The 21,331-nt window shown below is 52.6% G+C and carries 24 protein-coding genes and 1 tRNA gene; 7 read left to right on the top strand and 18 right to left on the bottom strand.

Annotated elements, in window-relative coordinates:
• Positions 1–64 precede the first annotated feature (64 nt).
• The 6 genes from ACW9JE_RS17720 to ACW9JE_RS17695 all read right to left on the bottom strand — a co-directional run bounded on the left by ACW9JE_RS17720 (position 65) and on the right by ACW9JE_RS17695 (position 5,987).
• Positions 65–997 (bottom strand): D-2-hydroxyacid dehydrogenase, encoded by a 933-nt coding sequence (locus ACW9JE_RS17720; protein WP_457433471.1) that lies wholly within the window; start codon positions 995–997, stop codon positions 65–67.
• Positions 998–1,116: 119 nt separating this feature from the next.
• Positions 1,117–1,410 carry a YcgL domain-containing protein gene (locus ACW9JE_RS17715; RefSeq protein ID WP_224535815.1) on the bottom strand — a complete coding sequence of 98 codons (294 nt, stop codon included), beginning with the start codon at positions 1,408–1,410 and terminating at the stop codon, positions 1,117–1,119.
• On the bottom strand, positions 1,407–2,540 hold the full coding sequence (gene rnd, locus ACW9JE_RS17710) for a ribonuclease D (RefSeq protein ID WP_457433470.1): 1,134 nt from the start codon (positions 2,538–2,540) through the stop codon (positions 1,407–1,409). The genes ACW9JE_RS17715 and rnd overlap by 4 nt, the downstream gene beginning before the upstream one ends.
• A gap of 220 nt (positions 2,541–2,760) precedes the next feature.
• Positions 2,761–4,410 carry a phosphoethanolamine transferase gene (locus tag ACW9JE_RS17705; RefSeq protein WP_457433469.1) on the bottom strand — a complete coding sequence of 550 codons (1,650 nt, stop codon included), beginning with the start codon at positions 4,408–4,410 and terminating at the stop codon, positions 2,761–2,763.
• Positions 4,411–4,625: 215 nt separating this feature from the next.
• The gene (locus tag ACW9JE_RS17700) at positions 4,626–4,991 is read right to left on the bottom strand and encodes a 5-carboxymethyl-2-hydroxymuconate Delta-isomerase (protein WP_457433468.1); all 366 of its coding nucleotides are present in this window, start codon (positions 4,989–4,991) and stop codon (positions 4,626–4,628) included.
• 69 nt (positions 4,992–5,060) lie between these two features.
• Positions 5,061–5,987, bottom strand: a complete 927-nt coding sequence (locus ACW9JE_RS17695; protein ID WP_224535807.1) for a LysR substrate-binding domain-containing protein — start codon at positions 5,985–5,987, stop codon at positions 5,061–5,063.
• A gap of 223 nt (positions 5,988–6,210) precedes the next feature.
• Between ACW9JE_RS17695 and ACW9JE_RS17690 the strand changes: the two genes are divergently transcribed.
• The 4 genes from ACW9JE_RS17690 to ACW9JE_RS17675 all read left to right on the top strand — a co-directional run bounded on the left by ACW9JE_RS17690 (position 6,211) and on the right by ACW9JE_RS17675 (position 9,098).
• A complete protein-coding gene (locus ACW9JE_RS17690) occupies positions 6,211–6,426 on the top strand; it encodes a hypothetical protein (RefSeq protein ID WP_457433467.1) in 216 nt (71 codons plus the stop codon).
• A gap of 208 nt (positions 6,427–6,634) precedes the next feature.
• Positions 6,635–8,104 (top strand): tyrosine-type recombinase/integrase, encoded by a 1,470-nt coding sequence (locus ACW9JE_RS17685; RefSeq protein WP_457433466.1) that lies wholly within the window; start codon positions 6,635–6,637, stop codon positions 8,102–8,104.
• A gap of 210 nt (positions 8,105–8,314) precedes the next feature.
• Positions 8,315–8,638: a hypothetical protein gene (locus ACW9JE_RS17680; protein WP_457433465.1), complete on the top strand. Its 324-nt coding sequence runs from the start codon at positions 8,315–8,317 to the stop codon at positions 8,636–8,638.
• A 40-nt stretch (positions 8,639–8,678) separates the two neighbouring features.
• Positions 8,679–9,098 (top strand): response regulator, encoded by a 420-nt coding sequence (locus ACW9JE_RS17675; protein ID WP_457433464.1) that lies wholly within the window; start codon positions 8,679–8,681, stop codon positions 9,096–9,098.
• Between the two features lie 2 nt (positions 9,099–9,100).
• Here ACW9JE_RS17675 and ACW9JE_RS17670 read toward each other — a convergent pair whose 3' ends face one another.
• From ACW9JE_RS17670 to ACW9JE_RS17660, 3 genes are all read right to left on the bottom strand, one after another.
• Positions 9,101–9,319: a hypothetical protein gene (locus ACW9JE_RS17670; RefSeq protein WP_457433463.1), complete on the bottom strand. Its 219-nt coding sequence runs from the start codon at positions 9,317–9,319 to the stop codon at positions 9,101–9,103.
• Positions 9,320–9,513: 194 nt separating this feature from the next.
• A complete protein-coding gene (locus ACW9JE_RS17665; protein WP_457433462.1) occupies positions 9,514–10,137 on the bottom strand; it encodes a recombinase family protein in 624 nt (207 codons plus the stop codon).
• A 219-nt stretch (positions 10,138–10,356) separates the two neighbouring features.
• Positions 10,357–10,824 (bottom strand): hypothetical protein, encoded by a 468-nt coding sequence (locus tag ACW9JE_RS17660; RefSeq protein ID WP_457433461.1) that lies wholly within the window; start codon positions 10,822–10,824, stop codon positions 10,357–10,359.
• Between the two features lie 267 nt (positions 10,825–11,091).
• Between ACW9JE_RS17660 and ACW9JE_RS17655 the strand changes: the two genes are divergently transcribed.
• Complete coding sequence (locus ACW9JE_RS17655; protein WP_457433460.1) at positions 11,092–11,331, top strand: helix-turn-helix domain-containing protein; 240 nt, start codon at positions 11,092–11,094, stop codon at positions 11,329–11,331.
• A 199-nt stretch (positions 11,332–11,530) separates the two neighbouring features.
• Here the strand turns inward: ACW9JE_RS17655 and ACW9JE_RS17650 are convergent, their stop codons facing one another.
• From ACW9JE_RS17650 to dapA, 9 genes are all read right to left on the bottom strand, one after another.
• Positions 11,531–12,253 carry a hypothetical protein gene (locus ACW9JE_RS17650; protein ID WP_457433459.1) on the bottom strand — a complete coding sequence of 241 codons (723 nt, stop codon included), beginning with the start codon at positions 12,251–12,253 and terminating at the stop codon, positions 11,531–11,533.
• A 690-nt stretch (positions 12,254–12,943) separates the two neighbouring features.
• A complete protein-coding gene (locus ACW9JE_RS17645; protein WP_457433458.1) occupies positions 12,944–14,677 on the bottom strand; it encodes a DUF2326 domain-containing protein in 1,734 nt (577 codons plus the stop codon).
• Positions 14,668–14,928, bottom strand: coding sequence for an ABC-three component system middle component 6 (locus ACW9JE_RS17640; RefSeq protein ID WP_457433457.1), 261 nt, complete (start codon positions 14,926–14,928; stop codon positions 14,668–14,670). The genes ACW9JE_RS17645 and ACW9JE_RS17640 overlap by 10 nt, the downstream gene beginning before the upstream one ends.
• Positions 14,915–15,874, bottom strand: a complete 960-nt coding sequence (locus ACW9JE_RS17635; RefSeq protein ID WP_457433456.1) for an ABC-three component system protein — start codon at positions 15,872–15,874, stop codon at positions 14,915–14,917. Before ACW9JE_RS17635 ends, ACW9JE_RS17640 begins: the two co-directional genes overlap by 14 nt.
• 338 nt (positions 15,875–16,212) lie before the next feature.
• Positions 16,213–16,302 (bottom strand) — tRNA-Ser (locus ACW9JE_RS17630).
• 83 nt (positions 16,303–16,385) lie between these two features.
• Complete coding sequence (gene purC, locus ACW9JE_RS17625; RefSeq protein WP_060541247.1) at positions 16,386–17,099, bottom strand: phosphoribosylaminoimidazolesuccinocarboxamide synthase; 714 nt, start codon at positions 17,097–17,099, stop codon at positions 16,386–16,388.
• 28 nt (positions 17,100–17,127) lie between these two features.
• On the bottom strand, positions 17,128–17,886 hold the full coding sequence (locus ACW9JE_RS17620) for an MBL fold metallo-hydrolase (RefSeq protein ID WP_224535803.1): 759 nt from the start codon (positions 17,884–17,886) through the stop codon (positions 17,128–17,130).
• 4 nt (positions 17,887–17,890) lie between these two features.
• On the bottom strand, positions 17,891–19,006 hold the full coding sequence (gene bamC, locus ACW9JE_RS17615) for an outer membrane protein assembly factor BamC (RefSeq protein ID WP_457433455.1): 1,116 nt from the start codon (positions 19,004–19,006) through the stop codon (positions 17,891–17,893).
• 17 nt (positions 19,007–19,023) lie between these two features.
• Positions 19,024–19,902 carry a 4-hydroxy-tetrahydrodipicolinate synthase gene (gene dapA / locus ACW9JE_RS17610; RefSeq protein ID WP_457433454.1) on the bottom strand — a complete coding sequence of 293 codons (879 nt, stop codon included), beginning with the start codon at positions 19,900–19,902 and terminating at the stop codon, positions 19,024–19,026.
• A gap of 327 nt (positions 19,903–20,229) precedes the next feature.
• Between dapA and ACW9JE_RS17605 the strand changes: the two genes are divergently transcribed.
• Both ACW9JE_RS17605 and ACW9JE_RS17600 read left to right on the top strand, forming a co-directional pair.
• Positions 20,230–20,790: a glycine cleavage system protein R gene (locus ACW9JE_RS17605; RefSeq protein WP_175376178.1), complete on the top strand. Its 561-nt coding sequence runs from the start codon at positions 20,230–20,232 to the stop codon at positions 20,788–20,790.
• Positions 20,791–20,800: 10 nt separating this feature from the next.
• Positions 20,801–21,274, top strand: coding sequence for a peroxiredoxin (locus ACW9JE_RS17600; RefSeq protein WP_224535797.1), 474 nt, complete (start codon positions 20,801–20,803; stop codon positions 21,272–21,274).
• Positions 21,275–21,331 lie beyond the last annotated feature (57 nt).

Below are 21,331 nucleotides of genomic sequence, written 5' to 3'. Positions count from 1 at the left end.
GCTATTTGGTGTCTGACCCACCGCATTCGCGAGCAAGCCCGCTCCCACTTTTGATCGAGGCGTTTCAATACCCGCGATTGAAATCCACTTCCCCGCGCAGCCCCTCGCCCGCCTGATAAGCCCGCAGGTTCTCGACGAACAGTTTCGTCATCAACGACGGCGAAGTCGGCGCCGAGCTGTGACCGGTCAGCAGCAGGCCCCAGGCCGTCCAGAAAGGGTGACGCTGCGGCAGCGGCTCCTGACGGCAGACATCGATTACCGCGCCCGCCAGATGCCCTTCCTTCAAGGCTTCCACCAGATCCGCGTCAACCACCGCCACACCGCGCCCCGCATTGATGAACAACCCCGTTGGCTTGAACTGCTTGAACAGTGCTGCATCGTAGATATCGTGGGTGTTCGGTGTATTTGGCAGCAGGTTAACTACGTAATCCACTTGCCCCACCAATCGCGGCAAATCCTCAAGGGACCCGACCTCGATGAACGGAGCCTGACCTCTGGCCTCGCTGGCGACACCGTACAACTCAACACCAAAGGGCATCAGGAACTGCGCCACGGTCTGCCCGATATCGCCGGTGCCAACGATCAATACCTTGCGCCCCGCCAGGCTCTGGCCGTGACGGCTATCCCACTTGCGCTCGACCTGGCTGACCAGTCGCGCCAACACTTCACGTTCGTGACCGAGCATGTAGGTGAGCACGTATTCGGCCATGACCTGACCGAAGATCCCCACCGCGCGGGTCAGTCGATAGTCACGTGGCAGGCCCTCGGCGAGCAGCGGCGTGATGCCGGCCCAGGTCGATTGCATCCACTGCGGTTGATGGCCCTGGCGTAACAACGTGGCCAGCAGATCGGGCTGGCCAAGCCAGACCGGACACTCGGCGGCCTGCCGGGAAAGTTCAGCGGAGTCGCCGCTGGTCAGTACTTCAACGTCCGGCGCGGCCTCACGCAATAGCTGGGAGTAGACAGGATGGTCGTGTTCGGCAATCAGAACGCGCATGCTTCAACCTTTCAAAAAAGCGCTGCAGACAACCGCGGACGCCCTTTGCAGCGCGTCGCGGCTATCGCCAAAATCATTCCAGAATGTCACAAAGGCCCTGAACAGAGCCTGTCGACCGGTTAAACCGGGTCGTTGCGTCGCAGCAACTCTTCTGGCAGGTGCTCGATGTATTCCTCTTCGGCAGGCGGCATTTGCAGGTGGTAGCCCTGCTTTTCAAGGTTCGCCAGCACGACGGCAATGTCCTCGCGCGACAGTTTGCGCTCCGGAGTCAGCACCAGGTCGAATGCATGAATGGCTTTGCCGAAGGCGGCGAGCAGAGGTTCAGGTACGCGCTCCAGTGCATCGCTCTTGAGCACATAGAGGTACATCTCGTTTTTCTTCGAACTGCGGTAGATGGAGCAAATACGTTTCAAGGCTGTTCTCCGGCGGTGGCCAGGCTGTCGAGCAGCGCCTGGCCCATCAATTCGCGGCGCCAGCCACGCAGCGAATCAGGCAATTGATAGGGACCATTGGGGAAACCGCTCTTGAGCAGGGCTTCCAGGGTTTTCTTGCGCAGCATCACCTCTGGCGCGATGTCCAGGCGCTCAGCCTCGGCCTGGCCGATGGCTTTCATCTGTTTGAGCAGCGCGGCGGCGTCTACCGGCAGCGGCTCCGGCACGGCGGGCGGCCACTGATCGGGCGGCAGACTGCCGGAGCGCTTGATCAGATCGAGCAGAAACTCGCCGTCCTGACGCACGGTGCGCGGGTGCATGTCTTCGATTTTCGCCAAGGCGCCCAAGTTGTCCGGCTGGGTTCGAGCCAGTGGCCACAGCGAATGCTCGCGAATGATGCGATTACGCGGCAAATCGCGGGCACGCGCCTGGGTTTCACGCCAGGCGCAGAGCTCACGCAACACGGCAAGTTGTGCGCGGGAAAGTTTCCACGCCAGTTTGGCGTCGCGATAGACCTCGTAGGGATCGGTCTCGCGACGCAGATTGGCCACCAGCTCCGCGCCATCCTCCAGGACCCAGGCATATTTGTCGTCGGACAGCTTCGGACGCAGCTGTACGAAAACTTCGGCCAGGTGCAGGGCATCTTCGGCGGCGTAGCTGATCTGGGTTTCGGACAGCGGGCGTTGCAGCCAGTCGGAGCGGGTTTCGCCCTTAGGCAGATCGATGCCGAGTACTTCCTGCACCAGGCGCGAATAGCCCATGGAAAAGCCCAGGTTCAGGTAAGCGGCGGCCAGTTGCGTGTCGAACAGCGGCGCCGGCAGACTGCCGGTCAGGCGCAGCAGGACTTCAAGGTCTTCGCTGCAGGCGTGCAGGACTTTGACCACCGCGCGGTTTTCCAGCAGCGCGGCCAGAGGCTGCCAGTTGTCGATGGTCAGTGGATCGATCAGGTAAGCGCGCGAGCCATCGCCCACCTGCAACAGGCCGGCGATCGGATAGAAGGTGTCGACCCGCATGAATTCGGTGTCGAGGGCAACGTAGGGCAGTTGCTGCCATTCGGCGCAAAACCGGCCAAGGCTATCGTTGTCGCGAATCCAGTGAATTTCGATGGCCACACGGCTCTCCCTTGAAGAATGGCGCGCAGTATATATCGCCCCCGGCGATTTCCGCGCATCCACTGAACAAGAGCATTAGCGAAAATACCTGCTTAACAAAAAGAATAGTCTGACAAAGCCAGGTTGGGTGATCTTACAGAACGCATGAAAGCGCATCGCCGAGTGGACGGGAAAGCAGTATCGATCGCTGGGTAGCCGCCCTCGATTGCCCGCTGCAATTTCATTGCTTGGCCAGCACGCCGTCGATCACCGCCCCGCGACATCCGGCGAACATGTCCAGATCCTGGTTGTAAACCTTGCTGTTGACCTCCAGCAGACCCAGCATCGAATGGAACAGGTTGTCCTGGCTCAGCGGCTTTTCACGGCTCAGTTGCAGGCAATGGGTGTCCACCGAATACGACTTCTGGTAGCTGTCGGAGAACCAGGCCAGCATCGCCACGTGTTTCTGTTGTTCCGGCGCCAGCATGTAAGGCGTGCCGTGCAGGAACAGGTTGTATTCGCCCAGGGATTCGCCGTGATCCGACAGATACAGCATCGCGGTGTCGACCTTGCCCTGATTGCTGCGCAAGATATCGATCAGGCTCGACAGCACGTGGTCGGTGTAGACGAGCGTGTTGTCGTAACCGTTGACGATACTTTCGCGACTGCAATTGTTCAGCGCATTACTTTCACAGACCGGGGTGAAGTGTTCGTATTCCTTCGGATAACGCTTGAAGTATTCAGGACCGTGGCTGCCCATCTGGTGCAATACCAGTACGGTGTCCTTATCCAGGTTATCGATGAAGTGCTGCAGGCCTTGCAGCAGGATCTCGTCGCGGCACTCACTGTTGGCACACAGTGTCGGGTCTTTCAGGTTGCTGACATCTTGCAGAGTGACCCGATCGCAAGTGCCCTTGCAACCGGACTGGTTGTCGCGCCAGATGACATCGATACCCGCGCGCTTGAGCACGTCCAGCAGACCTTCTTCATTCTTCGCCTTGCTGGCGTTGTAGTCCTTGCGCCCCATGTTGGAGAACATGCATGGCACCGATACGGCGGTTTCCGTGCCGCAGGAATGCACATCTGTGAATGCGATCAGGCCGGCCTCCTTATCCAGTTTCGGCGTGGTGTCACGGTCGTAACCGAGGATGCCAAAGTTCTCGGCCCGGGCGCTCTCCCCGACCACAAGCACTGTCAGGGATTTGCGGCTGTGCGCTTGCACGGAAGGGTTGAGCCGGGCATCTTCGCCAATTTTGACGAACGGCTGCTGCGCGGATGCGACCTGTTCACTCAAGTAACCAAATGAGGCGCCAATGTAATTGCTCGGCACTACCATCAGGCGCAATTCATGGTGATTGCGAAACAATGAAGAAAGTCCCTGGTAGTTAACCAACGCGACCCCGCCAATAACCGCAGCCGATGCGACGGTTACCAGAACTTTACTTAGCAGCTCGCGGTGCCAGCGACGAAAGTTTATCGGTGTTTTCCACAACAGCCAGGAAGGCAGAACACCCAATAACAAAACATAGCCAAGCAACTTCAACGACAGTAAATCGCGCACTTCCGTGGCATTGGTTTCGGCAAAGTTGCGAAACATGCCAGCATCGATCAATACACCGTACTGGCTCATGAAGTAAGCCACACCGGCGCTGATCATGAACAGCAGCGTCAGGACCGGCTTCATCACAGGCCGGAATGCCAGCAACGTGAGCACGATGTTGAAGGCGGCGAGGATCATCGCGCCGAACGCCACGCGCATCACCACGCCCTTTCCGTCGGCGGCAGTGATTTCAAACAGGTGCTGCCACAACACGAAATTGAAGGCAGTCAATAAAAAGGCGCTGGCAATCAGCGTCACCCACTCCGGGCGCACGGCTTTAATCTTCAACATGGCAATCGGCTGTTCCTGAAAAGAAGTGCCGCCGATAAATGTGAAAATTTCATTTACCGCGACAGCACTAATTCTGGGCAGCCAACCATCAATTTTTTGTGAAAAAGAAGCCAACGATTAGTTGGCTTGGGGAATTACAGTGAAACTTTCGAATTATTTGAGAACTGTTCAGCGTTGGTTCAGCTCTCAAAAACACATTCGGCGAAAGAGTTCACTCAGACGCCAATGGCGGTCTTGGAATACGACTCGCGGTCGATATCGAGAATTTCCACGCACAACTGGACTTCCACGCCCGCCGGCCACTCACACAGATCCTTCACCACCGTCAGCAGGCTTTCGGACAGCTGCTGCTTGATCTGCGGCGAACGCCCACTCAACAGCGCCAGCTTCACATGCACGAACGCCCGCTCCGCCATTGCCGTGCCGACCTTGAATGTCTCGACCTTCACCGCACGACTCTTGATGTCGAATTCGGCACCGAACTGCCCGGACCCTACCAGCGTGTTGTTGAGTCGCATCAAGGCGACATCGGCATTCAGCTCGGGCAGGTTGGCGGTGTATTCCAGGTGCAGGTGAGGCATGACGTTACTCCTGTTGTTCGCTTAAAAGCTCGGTGAAAAGTGGCTACATATAACATGCTGCGGTTCAGGTCATTGGGAAAGCGACATCAGATTGCGCTCACCCATGTAGGTTTCAATCCGTGAACGCAGCCAGCGCTCGGCGGGATCGCTGTCGACGTGGCTGAGCCAGACCATGCACAGCTCAAGCGCCGGCGTCGGAAACGGAAAGCCTTCCTTGAACAATTGGCCGGACGCCGCCATTGCCTCGGCGGTGTAGTCCGGCAGGCTGGCAATCAGGTTCGTACCGGCCAGCAACGCCGGCAACGAACTGTACTGGGGCACCGAGAGCACCACCTGACGCGAGCGGCCAATTTGCGCCAGCCACTCATCGGCATAGCCGCTGACGTTGGCGATGTGCGAAACCAGCACGTGTGGACGCGAGCAGTACTCATCGAGGGTCAGCGGGGCTTCAGAGACATCGGCGCGCAACACGCTGGCCTGGATGCGTCGCAATAATTTGCGCTTGGCGTTGGCCGGCAAGGCGCGAGTCTGGGTGACACCGACAGTGATATCGCCGGATGCCAGCAGATCGGAAATCCGCCAGTGATCGACGGTCTGTACCACGAACACCACCTTCGGGGCTTCCTGGCGCAGCGCGTGCAACAGCGGCGGCAGCAGCCCGTATTCGACGTCGTCGGACATGCCGATACGGAAGGTCATGGTGCTGTTGCCGGGGTCGAAGTCGTGGGTCAGGCTCAACGCCACCGACAACGAATCGAGCGCCGGCGACAAATGCCGGAAAATCTCCTCGGCCCGTGCCGTGGGCTCCATGCGATGCCCCACGCGAATGAACAACGGATCGTTGAACATCGTACGCAAGCGATTGAGCGCCGAACTGATGGTCGGCTGGCCGAGAAACAGCTTGTTTGCCACCTTGGTGACGTTGCGCTCAAGCATCAGCGTTTCAAACACCACCATCAGATTGATGTCGGCCTTGCGTAGTTCGTTGCGATTCATCCATTGCCCCCGCCTTTTTAACTGTCGACAGTTTAGGGAGGTGTAATAATCTGCGTCTATGCAACAACACAAATGCGTCAGGCATTTTTTTCATTTAATGCAATTCAAGTCACAGCGTTCGATCACCGGCCATCAAGGCCGCATGTCCGGCACTACTTTGGTCCGATAGGATTTAAACCATAATGTTGTAAATGCGGATAGGAAACGTCTTCAGGGAGGACGTATGTCAGCCAACGATGACCTGATTGAATGGAATACCCACTGGCGACTCGCCGAAGGCATTGTGTCCTGCAAGGCGTGCCAGGCGCAGCAGCGGGAAACGGATCGGGCGACTCCGTTTTCGCATCACCCTGGCTGCGGAGAGGCTGCCAGGAACGGGCTTCCCTGGGATCAGCTGGATACGATCTGCCATACGTTCAAGCACGGTGGGCCCATCTGACTTATCCGGCGAAGGAAAATCTTTCGCAAACGAAAAAGCCCCTGAAATGTTCAACCATTTCAGGGGCTTAGTCTTATTCAATAATGGCGGAGAGATAGGGAGGTGATCCCACACGCACAAAACCGCCAATAAATCAGGCCTAACCTGGACTCAACACCTCAAAAGTAGTACAAACCAGTAGTACAAGCACCACGAAGGTTTGCAGCTAATGGCTGACCACTTAATCAAAAAAAAGAATGAAGAAAATTGGTACGTCAGACTGAAGGTGCCAGACGATGTGGTTTCTAAAATAGGACGTAGTGTCTTCATTAAGTCATTGAAGACCACATCCCATCGTCAAGCTCTCCACGCTAGCCATGCGTATTTGGCTGAGTGGAGGGCTCAGATCGCAGCCGCACGAGGACACAGGATTCTCCCCAGCGACTGGCAGGAAAAAGCCGTGCGTGTCAGCTTGGCTTTTGAGGACATGAACAAACAGAAGAAGCGGTCCGCCATTGGTGAACCATATATGGGGCCGAAGCAAAATGTGGAGAAGCTGGAAGCTTTCATGCTGGCCAATCCAGATTTTGTAAAAGATGTGCAAGCGATCCTTCCGCCTGCCACGGAAAACGAACTGCAAGACAAATTGAAAACATACGATGTGCTGACGGCGTTTATGAAGGATGTTCTTCATGATCTGTACGCAGATAGCTATAAGTTCAATGATGAACAATCCCGCGAACTGACCGAGATCATTGCGAACCCGACTACACATCGAGGCGAACCTACTATCACCAATGGCCGTCTTGAGGCCTTTCATAAACACCGAAAGGCCAAGCATATTGATCAAAAAACGATCGACCAGCAGGAGTCCAAACTACGAAAATTGGCAGCCTTCCTAAAACAATCTGGGAACCATCTCACGTCAGAAAGCGTTGAAGAATGGTTGAATAGCCTAAGCCTTGCGTCGAAGACCTTGACGCAGTATCTGCTAGCAGGAAGCATGTTTTGGAAATGGGCCATACGATACGACGGCCCTTGGCGTTCGGAATTCAAGGATAGAGCGAATCCATTCGAGAACCATGACCTTCCCAAGGTACGAGGGAAAGCGAAGGCGGATGCGCGCAGGAAGGACTATACCATTGCTCAGTTGGCCTCATTGGTGGAGGCCGCGAAATCTCGCGACCTAAATGCCCTAGCCGACCTTATTACTCTGGCCTCGATGACAGGGGCGCGTATCGAGGAACTGTGCCAACTTCGTGTGGAAAATCTTCTGACGATTGAAGGCGTAGACTTTTTCGACATCACTGACAGCAAAACAGCCGCAGGCATTAGAAGGGTACCTATCCACCCGAGCTTAAAAGCGACAGTCAAACGATTGACTACAGATACCAAGGATAGTTATCTGATTCCTTCTTCAAGTCAGAACAAATACGGGAAACGCTCGGATGCCCTATCGAAGGCATTTGGCCGCCTAAAAACCACCCTTGGGTTTGGTGGTAGTCACGTTTTCCATAGCATTCGAATAACTGTCATCACCCAATTACAAAGGCACGATGTTCCAGGACCAACAATTGCACAATTGGTAGGGCACGAAACAGGTCTTGTAACTTTTGATGTGTACAGCAAAGGAGCTAGCCCGCTTCAAATGCTTGATGCGATATCAACGCTGCCCTCAATCCTGACGGGACGACGGTGATCGCCCCAATAGAAGAGTACGGGTACCTGCTAGAAGGTACGTGGTACCAGGTACCTGGGATGGGACCCAAAAAATTAGACCCCCCGGTCTTCCATCCCCGATTTTCTGGATTCCCCAAAATCTGTAAGGGTCGCCTTCGATCACTGACAGATTGATCATGCTCGATCACCCGTATACTGTACACCCATACAGTGTAAGTGGCGCAGCGTGATGGAAGATGATCTGATCGATGACACCGGTTTCGAATTGGGCATGCCCACCCGTGAAGAGATGCTGAAACACCAGTGCACCCTTCTGTGTGTAGAACTGGAAACTACACGCTGCGACCTACGCAAAGCTCACCAGAACATTGCCAAGCTGATTCTCATGCATCGGGATAGCTCAACCGAGCTTGCAGCATTGAAGGCCGAGCATGAGCGCCTGAGGTGGACGTTGAGTGACATTTATAGCCGGGAGCGAGAGAGGGGAGCGACGCAGATGGGGTATGCCTATGGCGACTTCGATAGCAAGGTAGACCCACCAGGCCGAAGGTGAAAGACTGGACCTTCCTCACGTTAAATCGGATCACTTCAGCATGGATGTGGACCTCCAGCTACTGACCATCAACGGCGAAATTTTAGTCGTCGAGGATGATCCACAACTCCGCGAACTTACGAGAGAGATCTTGTGTGACGTTGGTGCTGAGTCTGTGGCGTTTTCAACCGCAGATGATGCACTGGACTATATGCGGGAGTCCAAGATCAGATGCGCACTCATCATCGCTGACCTAGGGCTACCGGGGCGGGTTCAGGGTGCTGAGTTAGCGAGGCTTGTTCGTGAGAGATGGCCCGATATTCCGGTAATCATTACCAGTGGCTGGACTGACGCCGTTGTCGGTCTACCCGCCAATACAATCTTCCTGGCAAAACCATGGAGGGTAGAAGCACTGGTAACTGCTGTCATGCATCTGCTCCAGCCTGTCGTGTCGACTTCGAGAGCTAAAGACGTACTGTGAATCTACGACTGACGCAGTGTATTAATTGCAACTGATATGGCTTGTGCGTTTCTATCCAGCGCTTCCATTGCTGTCATCGCGTTAGCTGCAACACTTGCTATGCCGTTTTCTGAGATCCACCTGGTTACTTCTTCAATGGCGGCAGCTAAGGCGTGCTGATTATGCAGAAGCAAGGTCAAAGCGTCGGCCGTGGCAATGTTGGCTTCTGAGCAATCTGGCATGGTTTATCGTCCTTTTGTAATGGTCCGAGAAGCCTAGCCTACGCTGCATGCGCTCCCAATCATCTGGATCTGGAATTTTTCATTGACGACACCTGGCCAAGATTGAGTGTCTCTTATTAGGGGGATGGACGAACAGGAGGATTACAGGCGCAATAAAGCCACCCGTAGGTGGCTATTGATCATGATGATAGAACCTACAGATTCATTTCTCTCTTGATGCGGTAGACGGTGGCGACTCCGCAGTCAGCCAGTTTTGCGATCTGGTCAGCAGACATCGTTGGATGCTTTTTCATCAGAGATTGAACCTGATCCCACATGACATTGTTTTTACCCTTACCTGCTGGCTTCCAGCCTGGATCGGCTGCACGCTTGTTCTCCAAACCTTGCTTGATACGTTCCACGCGCTTCTCTTGATCGAGACGGGCCATTGTCGCCATTAGGTCGATCAGCATGTTGTTGATCACATCCATGATCTGCCCGGTAATTCCTTTGGACTCAACCAACATGTGGCTGGTAGGTAAGTCGGCAACTACTAGTCGCAACCCTTTAGCCTTGATGGTTGCCTTCAGCGTATCCCAGTCAGCTTGAGAGAGGCGGCTCAGGCGGTCTACGGACTCAACCAATAGCACGTCATCCTTTTCTGCAATGTTGAGCAAGGCGAGCAACTGAGGGCGTTCTAGCTTGGTCCCCGAAATGTTTTCGCTGTATGTGCCGGATATGACCAGCCCCTTATCGGCAGCGAATGCTTCAAGCGATGTTTTGGCACGAAAAGCATCCTGATCTTTGGTTGATGCTCGTAGGTAGAGATGTGCATTCATGGATTACTATCCTTTAATCTTTATTTTGACAGACCTATGATAAATCAATCATATAACTATCCACAATAGATATTTGATAGCGGTTGCTTGCCCGTTATCGAGCTACCAAAGAAGTAGAGTCATCTGATAGTGAAAAGGCCTAATTTGGCTTCAATAACGAACAAGGGCCGCGCCCGCGAAAGCTAACAGCCCTTAGGTTTTAGCTGGTCAATCACCGTACTATTGGATTACAGGCCAACCACGTGCTTTATTTTTCTGCTTGATAGCTTCTGCAAGCTCGGGAAGATTCATACGAATCATTGAGGGAATGACATATCCGAGGCGGCGATTAACGACCATGCGCGGGACAATTACCAATGATGGTAGCTTGCGATCTGCTCGCTTGACATCAGCGAAACGAAAACCTGTGAGATATGCACTGGATGGTGGGGTATGCCAGCAATCCCCATTATTGTAATGCTTCGTCAAAAATGAAACGGCAAACTTTTCTCGATCTTGGTCCGAGGCTGGTACCTTCTCATAAAATTCAAATAGAACGTCAGCACTTTTACACATGAAGCCATCATTCAACATATCTTGCTTTGGCGGAACATCGAAATCTCCGGATTTGTTGCTGATTTCCGCAATAGCAGATGCGCTCAACACCATGCCGCCGATAAATCCAATTACAACCTTCTTAACTAACATGTCGCTTCCTCTGCATCGGTGGGAAACTATTGTATTAAGTATTTCTGCCTTGAATTCAGAATCAGCATGCGGCCCTGAAAAACCTGTACCCCTCAGAAACCGATACATTCAAAACAGTAAAAAGCCGCATAACCGCCCTATCGGTGAGAATTCACAAGATAGTGACATAGCGCCACCATCATGCCAGCACCTCACGCAAATTCATAGCATGCTATGAGGACCTTTTCCTCATAGTGCTCGAAAGTCTCCCTTTGCCGGGGGAACGAAGTGAAAATCGAGGCTGCATTTGGAAAAGCGTTGAAAAAAAGACGCAAAGACTTGGGGCTAACGCAAGAAGAGTTAGCACACCTAGCGGATCTTCAACGTAATTACATAAGCTTCTTGGAGCGTGGGGTCTATCAACCAACGATTACGACAATATTCAAATTGTCTGCCGCCCTCGTGTGCCGGCCTAGTGATCTAATTGTGGACACAGAAATTTTAACAAACACGCCGATCACCTCATGATTCCGATACACACCAAATCATTCATATGAAAATGTTGGACAACCGTATCGCCAAGAAACTGAGATCTAAGACAAATACTCAACTACAAGCCGGCGGTTATATGCATTAGAGAGAAGTTCATTGCATTCGCTAGAAGCCGCTGTAGTCGCCACCAAAGGGTTAATCCCGCGATACCGCCCCACCCCTATAGACCACAACCTTAAAAAGCCCTACACGACACCCCAAGAGGTGCCTGCGGCATCATAACAGCGGATGGCACATCAACCAATTGCATAACTGCAAGTACATCAACATTCGCGCTGTTGTCTTTCCGTAGTTGACCGAACAGTTGGTTTCGTAAATCCGGCTTGCCTGCAAGCTTCCATTCTTTCAGAGAACGACTGGTTGCACGGCATGAGCTCCATACCTGTCCTATATCCGCCTTGGTTGCGACTTTCGCCAAGTATGTCATCCAGGTGAAATAGCTATCTTTGTCTTCTAGAGTTCGAATGTGATGCCCATATGCGTCACGATCAGGACAGATCACCTTATAGTTCTCTAAAAACCCGCCCGAAAACAGGTCCGACATTAAGCGCTCTATACTTGCTCTTCGATCCTGTCTATCGTCCAGAATCAAACAAAAGTGATGATGAAGTCCATCTCCTTCGCCATCGTACTCTTCCACAGTCAAACGGAAGGGTATGTAGCCTGACTTTCTTTTGTAAAAGGTAGCTAGACGTGCACTAAATGTCCGACTAGTCATTTTCTCTGTAAACCGCACCCTAACATGATAGCCTCGCGGCCTAGAGAACATCTTTGTAGTTTCATAGACCAGCACATACAACGCTTCAAGGATCTTTCTTAATGAAGGGTATGAGGAGTCACACTTGATCGGCACCCCCATGAAACGATCCTGGAAGTAATGCTCTTTATTTTTTTGCATAATATTTTTATTTAATCCATTACCTAGTTAGATGCCCAATTAGACACCGCTAAGTCTTATAACGACGACGCTTATTGATAAGAAACTCACTAGAGATTAATTTATCAATTATTGAGAAATAGAGAAGTAAATATCCCACCATCAAAACACGACCAAAGCCCGGCATCATACCGAACGACAGCCTATTCAAGTGTTTGCAAGTCAAGGATTTCTAAATCAAAGGCTTAAGGAGGAAAAACATATTTTTCCATTTTAAAAAAAATATTGTTCTTTCTCTACACCCCCGCCCAAAGAAAGCGGAAAAGTGAATTTCAAGGTGGGGATGCTACTCATTATACGGCCTACCAGACCCCATTCTAAACACAATGTCTGACTTTTTTTTAAACACGTTTCTTTGGGCCTCTCAAAAATCACTGGCAGCCCCTGGAATAGCGCGCACCACACCCAACGGTCATGCTATGCACGGAAAGTGATTTTTTTGAAGGGCTTTGAGTGCTAGCCGAATGAAAACCACTGCTTTCTATGCAATGGGGCTTAAAGAAAATCGAAATGAAAAGGCCCCATTATTAAAGAATGAGGCCTTTGAGTAGATCTGAGTTAGAGCGGTGATTTCGCATGAGCATGGCCTACGACCCAAGGGGTAAGCCGATTTGACAGTTAAATGGGCCGTGCTTATTGAATAAGCTTAAATTAATAATGCATATCAACTTGAATACCCAATAATTTCCCTTGAGGGCCATCATCATTTAAACGGAGTACTACACTTTCAAAAATTTGCTCTCGCTCGGAGTCTGAAAATTCAGAAAGCATTCCATCTATTTGATCCTCATTCACAGTCGCAATGTACTGAAAGCCGTATTCTTTCGCCAACAATCCAGCAATCTTAAACAAAACAGCTCGCTGCCGAGGATCAATATCACTGAAGAGTCGGCTATCATGCCATACAAATCGCATCTCATGATTAATCCGCAAAATTATCACGGATAGGTCATAACAAAAAAGCTTAACAGCGCTAATCCCATCAGATCCATCAGCCTCAATGCGAACATCAAAGTCATATCTTATTTTGTTATCACCCGAATTATTATTCAGAATAATTCCGGCTGGGGCATCAGGATAAAACTTCTTCGCCAACTGAGAGAAGATTTCGAGTTTACCCTCGCGTTCCTTCGCAGTATCGTCGAGGTAAAGATTTGTCTTTAGATTTTCTTCTGCCAAATGAATTTTTACTTCAGCAGCCTCTTCCCTGCTTCGATGTAAAAGCTGTTGATAATCCTGAAGCTTTTGATGTTTTGCCTTCACATCAGAAAGCTGAGCACTAACTGCTGCATATTGATCTAACGCTCTCTTATCAGACAGGTACGAAAGCTTTACATCCAACTCCGCATTCTTCTCCTTGACATCAACTTCCAACTGCCGCAACTCTAATTCAAACCTACGTCGCTCCTGACTTAGTCTAGCCACACGATTGGAGATTATTTCAGTATGGAAACGCTCTACTTCAGCGAGAGTTTTTAAAGCTTCCGGCTTAAACGCAGAAAGCATCTCATTATAAACATCTTTAATGCTCCCCAAAGTAATATCCGAACGAGACTCAAGACTTCTAATAATATTAGCAATTGAGTTTTCTATTATTACTTTTTTATTTTTAAGAACTCTCAATTCGGCAGATACAGAATTCGCACTTGACTCAATCGAATAATAATCCTCTGCGACTTCGAAGCTAGCAAGGTCATTTACGAGCTTTTGTATCTGATCATCTAAATGCTTGGATTGTAATGATGCATCTTTGTTACCCGTATAATACTCACGAATAAAGGGGTCAGTTTTAAAATTCTTCTCGAAAAGTTCAAGCTGTGTTTGACGCGTTCTTAATTGATACTTTTTTTCTACAAGAGAAATATCTACACCAAGCAAAAATAGATTGCGCAGTAAAGTGGTGTAAGGTTCTCTATCAGAACTAGTGGATTTTGGATCATTATAATCGGCTTTCGTACGCCGAATAAAACGCGATATAAGCGCACGAAACGATAACTGCCCTGCATTAGTCGAATCATGGGACTGGAAGGAGTTTTTCGCTAAAAAATCAGTATATAGCTTTAGCTTCAGGATCTTCTCGTTGATTATCACCTCGCCCTGCTTATCTGTTGAGCGAATCACATGGTAAGTTTTAGCACCCAACATCATAACCAAAGTAAACTCCCAACCAGGGAGATGTGACTTGAACGCTGTATTAGTACCTGATCCCAAACAAAAATGAATTATTTCTACCAGCAAAGACTTACCAACCCCATTATAGGATTTGGTATCATCATCATGATGCACGGCTTCTTTTCTTGCCCCCACTACCAAAGACAAACCAGTAGCATTAAAACTAACACGCTTAAAGCTTGATTGATTTGCATATAGCTCTATTAAGCGCATTTAGATTCTTCCGCGTTTCCTCGCACCAGTTCTCCATACTCATTGGTGTGCAATGCGCCGATAGCATATAGAGTATTCAGTGTAAGTATCATATTATCAAAACTTTGGTAGGCGGGATAATTATGCGCTTCGCGCTCATAAGCTCGCCACAATTGGTCTACCGTCATTGGAGCAACAAGTTTAGACAACAAAAATGAACCAAACCCCAACAGCGACTCTGCGAAAGAAATATGTTTATCAGGAAGAAGCATTTTTGGGCTCCTCAAAAATATCACAAGTTTCAAAATACTTTGACATCAATACCATTGCAGCATCTTTTCGAAGTCGATCAGTGTTCGGATCCTGATGCATCGGCGCTATTTTATTAAGAACAAACGCGAAGCGAAGATCGCCTACAGTAATATCGGAATCAGACGAGGCGATCTCCACTATACTCTCTTCATAAAATCCCGACAAAGAATCGCGTAAATGCTGCTTCGTAAAATTGCCATTCTTAGAGAGATAATCGTCAACCTGCCAAACTTCACGCTGCTTTGCCCTCAACCAATCGCCATTGTCCAGCAACCCATTGAACTCTATTTTCTCATCAAAATTCGGACTAATAAGCTTTGATTTTCGTGCATCTGAAGGGGCAACACTTAAAACATGTTTAATAACTTCCCCCAAAATTGAGTAGTCCAAAAAACTTGAACTATCAATTGCAGGAATACCACCGACCACCATGCTAATTTGGTCTTCATCCAAATTTATGAAAACATCTTCCAAATCTTTGTTCAGAAATGCCTTAGCTTCCCCTAAAGAGTTGTCGGCTTTCAAAGATGCCAAAACACTTTCAACATCAAGAATAGTTCCTGAATACTTATCGTTCAATACAAAAAAATATTCTTTTGGATGACAAAACTTACCCCAATAAGGCAAGAGTTTAGTTTTGAAATCAATTTCAACTTTTTTTATCGCTGCTGCTAGACTTTTTTTCACATCATTGGGCGCAAATACTTGGTAATACCTTCCAATGGAGGGCTCATAAGCATCGTTGCCCCGATCACCTTCATTACCGTAAGGCCGGACTTTCTGAAATCCTGGCCTACCATAATCTAAAACCTGCCCGAAAAGACGCTCGAACTCAAAGCCGTTTGACTGATGAACTTTTAACTGAAACATCGTCCGAGCGAGCAATTTATGTTGTGGGGTCATCATTGTGCCTAGAACAATCCGTGAGAAAACGGCTATGACACATGAACGAAGAAAAGGTCAGTGTCCTTTCCACATAACATTAGCAGAAGGGTGCTGCACACTGAAGCGTGAACGAGTCTAGGGCGAAGCGTGCGTTGATTACAGCACTGATAGAGGACACCTGCGACAGCCAGCAGCCTTGTAGGCGCGCGATGCTTAAACGCCCTTACAGGAGGGCCGAGAAGAAACCATACTACCGCCTTCAGATTCCAAATCTGACCAGCGGAAGTAGTACAACAGAGTAGTACAAACCAACAAAAAAAAGCCCCTTAACTCATTGAATTACGGGGCTTTTTTGAATATGGCGGAGAGATAGGGATTCGAACCCTAGGTACCGGTGAAGGTACAACGGATTTCGAATCCGTCCCATTCGGCCACTCTGGCATCTCTCCAACGGCGCGCATCATAACAGCACATTCGCAGGAAGCGAACCCCTTTCGCGAAATATTTCTGTGCTATCAGATGCTTGCGTCGGTTAAAGCGGTACGCCCAGACGGTTGGCGACTTCTTCGTAGGCTTCGATGACGTCACCGAGGCCCTGGCGGAAGCGGTCCTTGTCCATCTTCTTCTTGGTGTCCTTGTCCCAGAGACGGCAGCCGTCCGGGCTGAACTCGTCACCCAGGACGATGGAGCCATCGCTGAACACGCCGAATTCGAGCTTGAAGTCCACCAGCAGCAGGCCGGCGTCGTCGAACAGCTTGCTCAGGATTTCGTTGACCTTGAGGGACAACTCTTTCATGCGAACCAGTTGCTCGGCGGTGCCCCAGCCGAATGCCACAACGTGGGATTCGTTGATGAACGGGTCGCCCTTGGCGTCGTCCTTCAGGAACAGTTCGAAGGTGTAAGGGTTGAGTTTCATGCCCTCTTCGACGCCCAGGCGCTTGACCAGGCTGCCGGCGGCGTAGTTACGCACTACGCACTCGACCGGGATCATGTCCAGCTTCTTCACCAGGCATTCGTTGTCGCCCAGCAGCTTGTCGAACTGGGTCGGCACGCCGGCGGCTTCGAGTTTCTGCATGATGAAGGCGTTGAACTTGTTGTTCACCATGCCTTTGCGATCGAGCTGTTCGATGCGCTTGCCGTCGAACGCCGAAGTGTCGTTGCGAAACAGCAGGATCAGACGGTCAGCGTCGTCGGTCTTGTAAACCGACTTGGCTTTGCCGCGGTAGAGTTCTTCACGTTTTTCCATGATGGGCTCCGCTTGCTAAGTAGATGGGCTAGGCGATGTGTCGCCAGTCGAGCCCTGAATCTTGATCGGCCAGTTGCAGCCAGTCCGGGTCGCACCCGAGGGTGTCGACAAAACATTGCCGGGCCAGCTGCGGCAGGTTGTTCTTGCTGCTCAGATGGGCCAGGACCAGATGTTGCAGGCCTTGCCAGCCCAACTCGGCCACCAGGAATGCCGCCTGATGGTTGTTCAAATGTCCCAGTTCACCGCCCACCCGCTGCTTGAGAAAGTACGGGTAGTGACCGCGAGCCAGCATGTCCCGGCAATGGTTGGCCTCGATCATCAGCGCATCGAGATCACGATAGCCCTCCAGCACCCTGTTGCAGTACGAACCCAGGTCGGTCAACAGGCCGAAGCGCCGCTCACCGTCACTGAAGACATATTGCGTCGGTTCCTGCGCATCGTGGGCCACGGCAATGACGCCAATGCTCAGATCGCCGATCTGCAGTCGTTCACCATCAGCCAGAAAGCCCGTGGGCTCGATGGGCTTGCGCATCCCGCGCAAAGTCCCGCGACTGAGGTAGACAGGCAAATTGTAGCGCCGAGACAGCAAACCCACGCCATGCACGTGGTCGGCATGTTCGTGGGTCACGAGTATCGCGCTCAGTTGCGCCGGGTTCACACCCAGGCGCAACAGGCGTTTTTCGGTTTCCCGCAGGGAGAAACCACAATCGACCAGCACATAGGTATCTGCACTGGCTACCAGCGTGCCGTTCCCTTGGCTACCGCTGCCGAGAACGGCAAAACGCATGTGATCAGCCCAGATTGTCCTGAATCACGCTCAACACTTTGCGCGCCACGTCAGCCGGCGCCACAGTGTTGATGTTTTTCTCGACGGTGACCTGGACGCTGTCGCCCACCTTGCTCAGGCGAACCTGATAACGCTCGGCGCGCGCTTCACGCTCTTCCTTGTCCGGCGTGCTGCCGAACAGGCTGCTGAAGAAGCCAGGCTTGTCGTCTTTCTTCTCGGCCTTTTCGGCCAGGTTGATGTAGTACAGGCCCAGGCTGCGGTTGATGTCTTCCACGCGCCATTCGCCCTGTTCCAGCGCACGGCCGACGCTCGACCAGGCACGGTCCAGGTCGGAGCCGACGTTCAGCACAGGGTTGCCGCTGCCGTCTTCGCTCAGGCTGACACGGTTTGGGGTGTCGAAGTCACGGGAAGCCAGCATGGAAACCGAACCACCCTTCTCGGAGATGCGGCTCATGCTCGCGAGCATGTCGTCGACCAGCGCAGCGTCCAGGCCGGTGTTGACCGAACGGTTGGTGAATTCGACGTCGGCGGTGCTGCCGGCAGGACGTTCGGCGGTGACCACATAGACTTCACTGGTGTTGCGCTGCACACCCGGCTCGATACGTACGCGGGCACGGATTTCGCTGTCGGATGCGACACCGGCGGCGCTCAAACGCTTGGCCATTGCCGCCGACAACTCGTCGGAGTGCTGCCAGGTAGTGGTGAATTCGCCGGTCTGCGGGCGCTGTTCGTCCAGGCGGAAACCGTTGTCCTGGAAGAATTGCACGGCCACAGGCCAGGCTTCTGCAGGCGGGTTTTGCGCCAGGATCCAGCGCGCATCACCGCTCTTCTGCAGCGAGTAGGCACTGGCATCGGCCACGGAAGACAGAGGCAGTGGGCGAGGAACGACGAACTCGCCGGTGGCGGTGTCATCGGCCACGTTACGCGGGATCGGCAGCAGCGGATCCAGACGCTTGGCGGTCTGGACGTCCGGCGGGATTTGCATCGGTGCAGTCTGTTTTGCTTCCAGGTAATCGCTACCACGGTCACGGAAATAACCTTCCGGGCCCCAGATCCATCCACAGCCACTGGTGCTGGAGATGATCAAGGCAAGTGCGGAAAGTCCGGCCATTCGCTTCATGCGTTGTACTTCCTCAATTAAGCCAGGACGCCGGACTGGCGCATGGCCTGACGCAGCGGTTCGTGACACTCGGCGCTGAGCCAGGTGAGCGGCAGACGGATACCGTCCGGCATCAGGCCCATTTCATGCAGCGCCCATTTCACAGGGATAGGGTTGGATTCGATAAACAGGGTTTTATTGAGCGGCATCAGCTTTTCGTGGATGGCACGCGCTTTTTCGGCGTCGCCGTTCAGGGCTGCGATGCACAGGTCGGACATGTCGCGCGGGGCGACGTTGGCGGTCACCGAAATGTTGCCCTTGCCGCCCAGCAGGATCAGTTCGACCGCGGTAGCGTCGTCACCGGAGATCACCAGGAAGTTGCTGCTGACACCGTCGATGATTGTCTTGGCACGCTTCAGGTCGCCGGTAGCTTCCTTGATGCCGATGATGTTCTTGACGGTCGACAGGCGGATCACGGTCTCGGCCTGCATGTCGCATGCGGTGCGGCCCGGGACGTTATAGAGGATCTGCGGGATGTCGACGGCCTCGGCAATGGCCTTGAAGTGCTGGTACAGGCCTTCCTGGGTCGGCTTGTTGTAGTACGGCGTGACCAGCAGGCAAGCGTCGGCGCCGGCGGTCTTCGCGTTGATGGTCAGCTCGATGGCTTCGCGGGTCGAGTTGGCGCCCGTGCCGGCGATCACCGGAATGCGGCCATTGACCTGCTTCACGACGCGACGGATGACTTCGATGTGTTCGTTCACATCGAGGGTGGCGGATTCACCTGTGGTGCCGACCGCCACGATGGCGTGGGTGCCGTTTTGCAGGTGAAAGTCCACCAGTTTGCTCAGGCCGTCCCAGTCGAGATTACCTTGTGCATCCATGGGTGTGACCAGTGCCACCATACTGCCCGCAATCATGCAACCGCTCCTGCCGGAAAAAGAGAGCCGTAATGGTACTGGCGCCAAGATGCTTGTACAAGCGAAGTACTGCGCTGCCGCCATTCCCCTTGGCGCCGCTTTTCGCTACCCTTCAGACTTTGATCGGTACCGACAGGCTCGTACGTCGGCTCTGAGCCTCCAATTTCGGTATCACAAGCCCCGTTCCAGCGTTGCCATTGCGCTGCTCCTGCCATACTGGAGCACATTGCAACCTGCGCCAGGGGCCTTGCGATTCGCATCCGCAGGCTCGCTCCGCTAAAACAGACCGATGGAAGTACCGACCGCTCATCGCTTTAGGAATGCTGCATGTCCACCCCCACAGTTCGCGAACAATTCCTTGTCATCAGTGCCCTCGGCGCCAACCCCATGGAGCTGACTAACGTCCTGTGCCGCGCCAGCCATGAAAACCGCTGCGCCGTGGTTACCTCGCGCCTGACCCGTCATGGCGAGTGCAGTGCGCTGGTCCTTGAAGTCTCCGGCAGCTGGGATGCCCTGGCCCGCCTGGAAGGCAGCCTGCCGATCCTGGCCAAGCGTCACGCCTTCACCGTCAACGTGGTGCGCAGTGCCGCGCTGGAAAACCGCCCGCAGGCACTGCCGTACGTTGCCTATGTTAGCTCGGCCTATCGCTCGGACATCGTCAACGAGCTGTGCCAGTTCTTCATGGACCACAACGTCGAGCTGGAAAACCTGACCTGCGACACCTATCAGGCTCCGCAGACCGGCGGCACCATGCTCAACGCCACCTTTACCGTGACTTTGCCTGCCGGCGTGCAAATCAGCTGGTTGCGCGATCAGTTCCTGGACTTCGCCGATGCGCTGAACCTGGATGCCCTGATCGAACCGTGGCGCCCACAAAACCCAATGTAAGGAAGCTTTCATGGCCGTTGCCATCGACCAACCGGTCGCCGACTTCGAAGCACCCGCCACCAACGGGCAAACCGTCAGCCTGGCGGCACTCAAGGGCAAGCAGGTAGTGATCTACTTCTATCCGAAGGACAGCACGCCGGGCTGCACCACCCAGGGCCAGGGCTTTCGCGACCAGCTGGATGCCTTCAAGGCGGCCAACACCGAAGTCTTCGGGGTATCGCGTGACGGTTTGAAATCCCATGAGAACTTCAAGGCCAAGCAGGCGTTCAACTTCGAGCTGATCAGCGACAAGGAAGAAGCGCTCTGCCAGCAGTTCGACGTGATCAAGCTGAAGAAGCTCTACGGCAAGGAATACATGGGTGTGGATCGCAGCACCTTCCTGATCGACAAGAACGGTGTATTGCGTCAGGAATGGCGCGGCGTGAAGGTGCCGGGGCATGTCGATGCGGTATTGGCTGCGGCTCAGGCTCTGAATAAGGCCTGATTTTTTCGGCGTCTGTTCAATCGCTTCGCGGGCAAGCCTCGCTCCTACGGTTTTGTA

It is taken from the genome of Pseudomonas sp. SDO55104_S430 (assembly GCF_054070595.1).
This window is presented reverse-complemented; position numbering and strand designations above follow the sequence as displayed.

Bases quoted from the DNA above. Each gene is read 5' to 3' on its own strand.
- ACW9JE_RS17685 (WP_457433466.1), top strand. From the start codon at position 6,635: ATGGCTGACCACTTAATCAAAAAAAAGAATGAAGAAAATTGGTACGTC.
- ACW9JE_RS17600 (WP_224535797.1), top strand. From the start codon at position 20,801: ATGGCCGTTGCCATCGACCAACCGGTCGCCGACTTCGAAGCACCCGCC.
- ACW9JE_RS17675 (WP_457433464.1), top strand. From the start codon at position 8,679: ATGGATGTGGACCTCCAGCTACTGACCATCAACGGCGAAATTTTAGTC.
- ACW9JE_RS17620 (WP_224535803.1), bottom strand. From the start codon at position 17,886: ATGCGTTTTGCCGTTCTCGGCAGCGGTAGCCAAGGGAACGGCACGCTG.
- ACW9JE_RS17700 (WP_457433468.1), bottom strand. From the start codon at position 4,991: ATGCCTCACCTGCACCTGGAATACACCGCCAACCTGCCCGAGCTGAAT.
- ACW9JE_RS17690 (WP_457433467.1), top strand. From the start codon at position 6,211: ATGTCAGCCAACGATGACCTGATTGAATGGAATACCCACTGGCGACTC.
- ACW9JE_RS17635 (WP_457433456.1), bottom strand. From the start codon at position 15,874: ATGATGACCCCACAACATAAATTGCTCGCTCGGACGATGTTTCAGTTA.
- ACW9JE_RS17720 (WP_457433471.1), bottom strand. From the start codon at position 997: ATGCGCGTTCTGATTGCCGAACACGACCATCCTGTCTACTCCCAGCTA.
- ACW9JE_RS17670 (WP_457433463.1), bottom strand. From the start codon at position 9,319: ATGCCAGATTGCTCAGAAGCCAACATTGCCACGGCCGACGCTTTGACC.
- ACW9JE_RS17605 (WP_175376178.1), top strand. From the start codon at position 20,230: ATGTCCACCCCCACAGTTCGCGAACAATTCCTTGTCATCAGTGCCCTC.
- ACW9JE_RS17665 (WP_457433462.1), bottom strand. From the start codon at position 10,137: ATGAATGCACATCTCTACCTACGAGCATCAACCAAAGATCAGGATGCT.
- purC (WP_060541247.1), bottom strand. From the start codon at position 17,099: ATGGAAAAACGTGAAGAACTCTACCGCGGCAAAGCCAAGTCGGTTTAC.
- ACW9JE_RS17640 (WP_457433457.1), bottom strand. From the start codon at position 14,928: ATGCTTCTTCCTGATAAACATATTTCTTTCGCAGAGTCGCTGTTGGGG.
- ACW9JE_RS17695 (WP_224535807.1), bottom strand. From the start codon at position 5,987: ATGAATCGCAACGAACTACGCAAGGCCGACATCAATCTGATGGTGGTG.
- ACW9JE_RS17650 (WP_457433459.1), bottom strand. From the start codon at position 12,253: ATGCAAAAAAATAAAGAGCATTACTTCCAGGATCGTTTCATGGGGGTG.
- bamC (WP_457433455.1), bottom strand. From the start codon at position 19,006: ATGAAGCGAATGGCCGGACTTTCCGCACTTGCCTTGATCATCTCCAGC.
- ACW9JE_RS17645 (WP_457433458.1), bottom strand. From the start codon at position 14,677: ATGCGCTTAATAGAGCTATATGCAAATCAATCAAGCTTTAAGCGTGTT.
- ACW9JE_RS17680 (WP_457433465.1), top strand. From the start codon at position 8,315: ATGGAAGATGATCTGATCGATGACACCGGTTTCGAATTGGGCATGCCC.
- ACW9JE_RS17660 (WP_457433461.1), bottom strand. From the start codon at position 10,824: ATGTTAGTTAAGAAGGTTGTAATTGGATTTATCGGCGGCATGGTGTTG.
- dapA (WP_457433454.1), bottom strand. From the start codon at position 19,902: ATGATTGCGGGCAGTATGGTGGCACTGGTCACACCCATGGATGCACAA.
- ACW9JE_RS17705 (WP_457433469.1), bottom strand. From the start codon at position 4,410: ATGTTGAAGATTAAAGCCGTGCGCCCGGAGTGGGTGACGCTGATTGCC.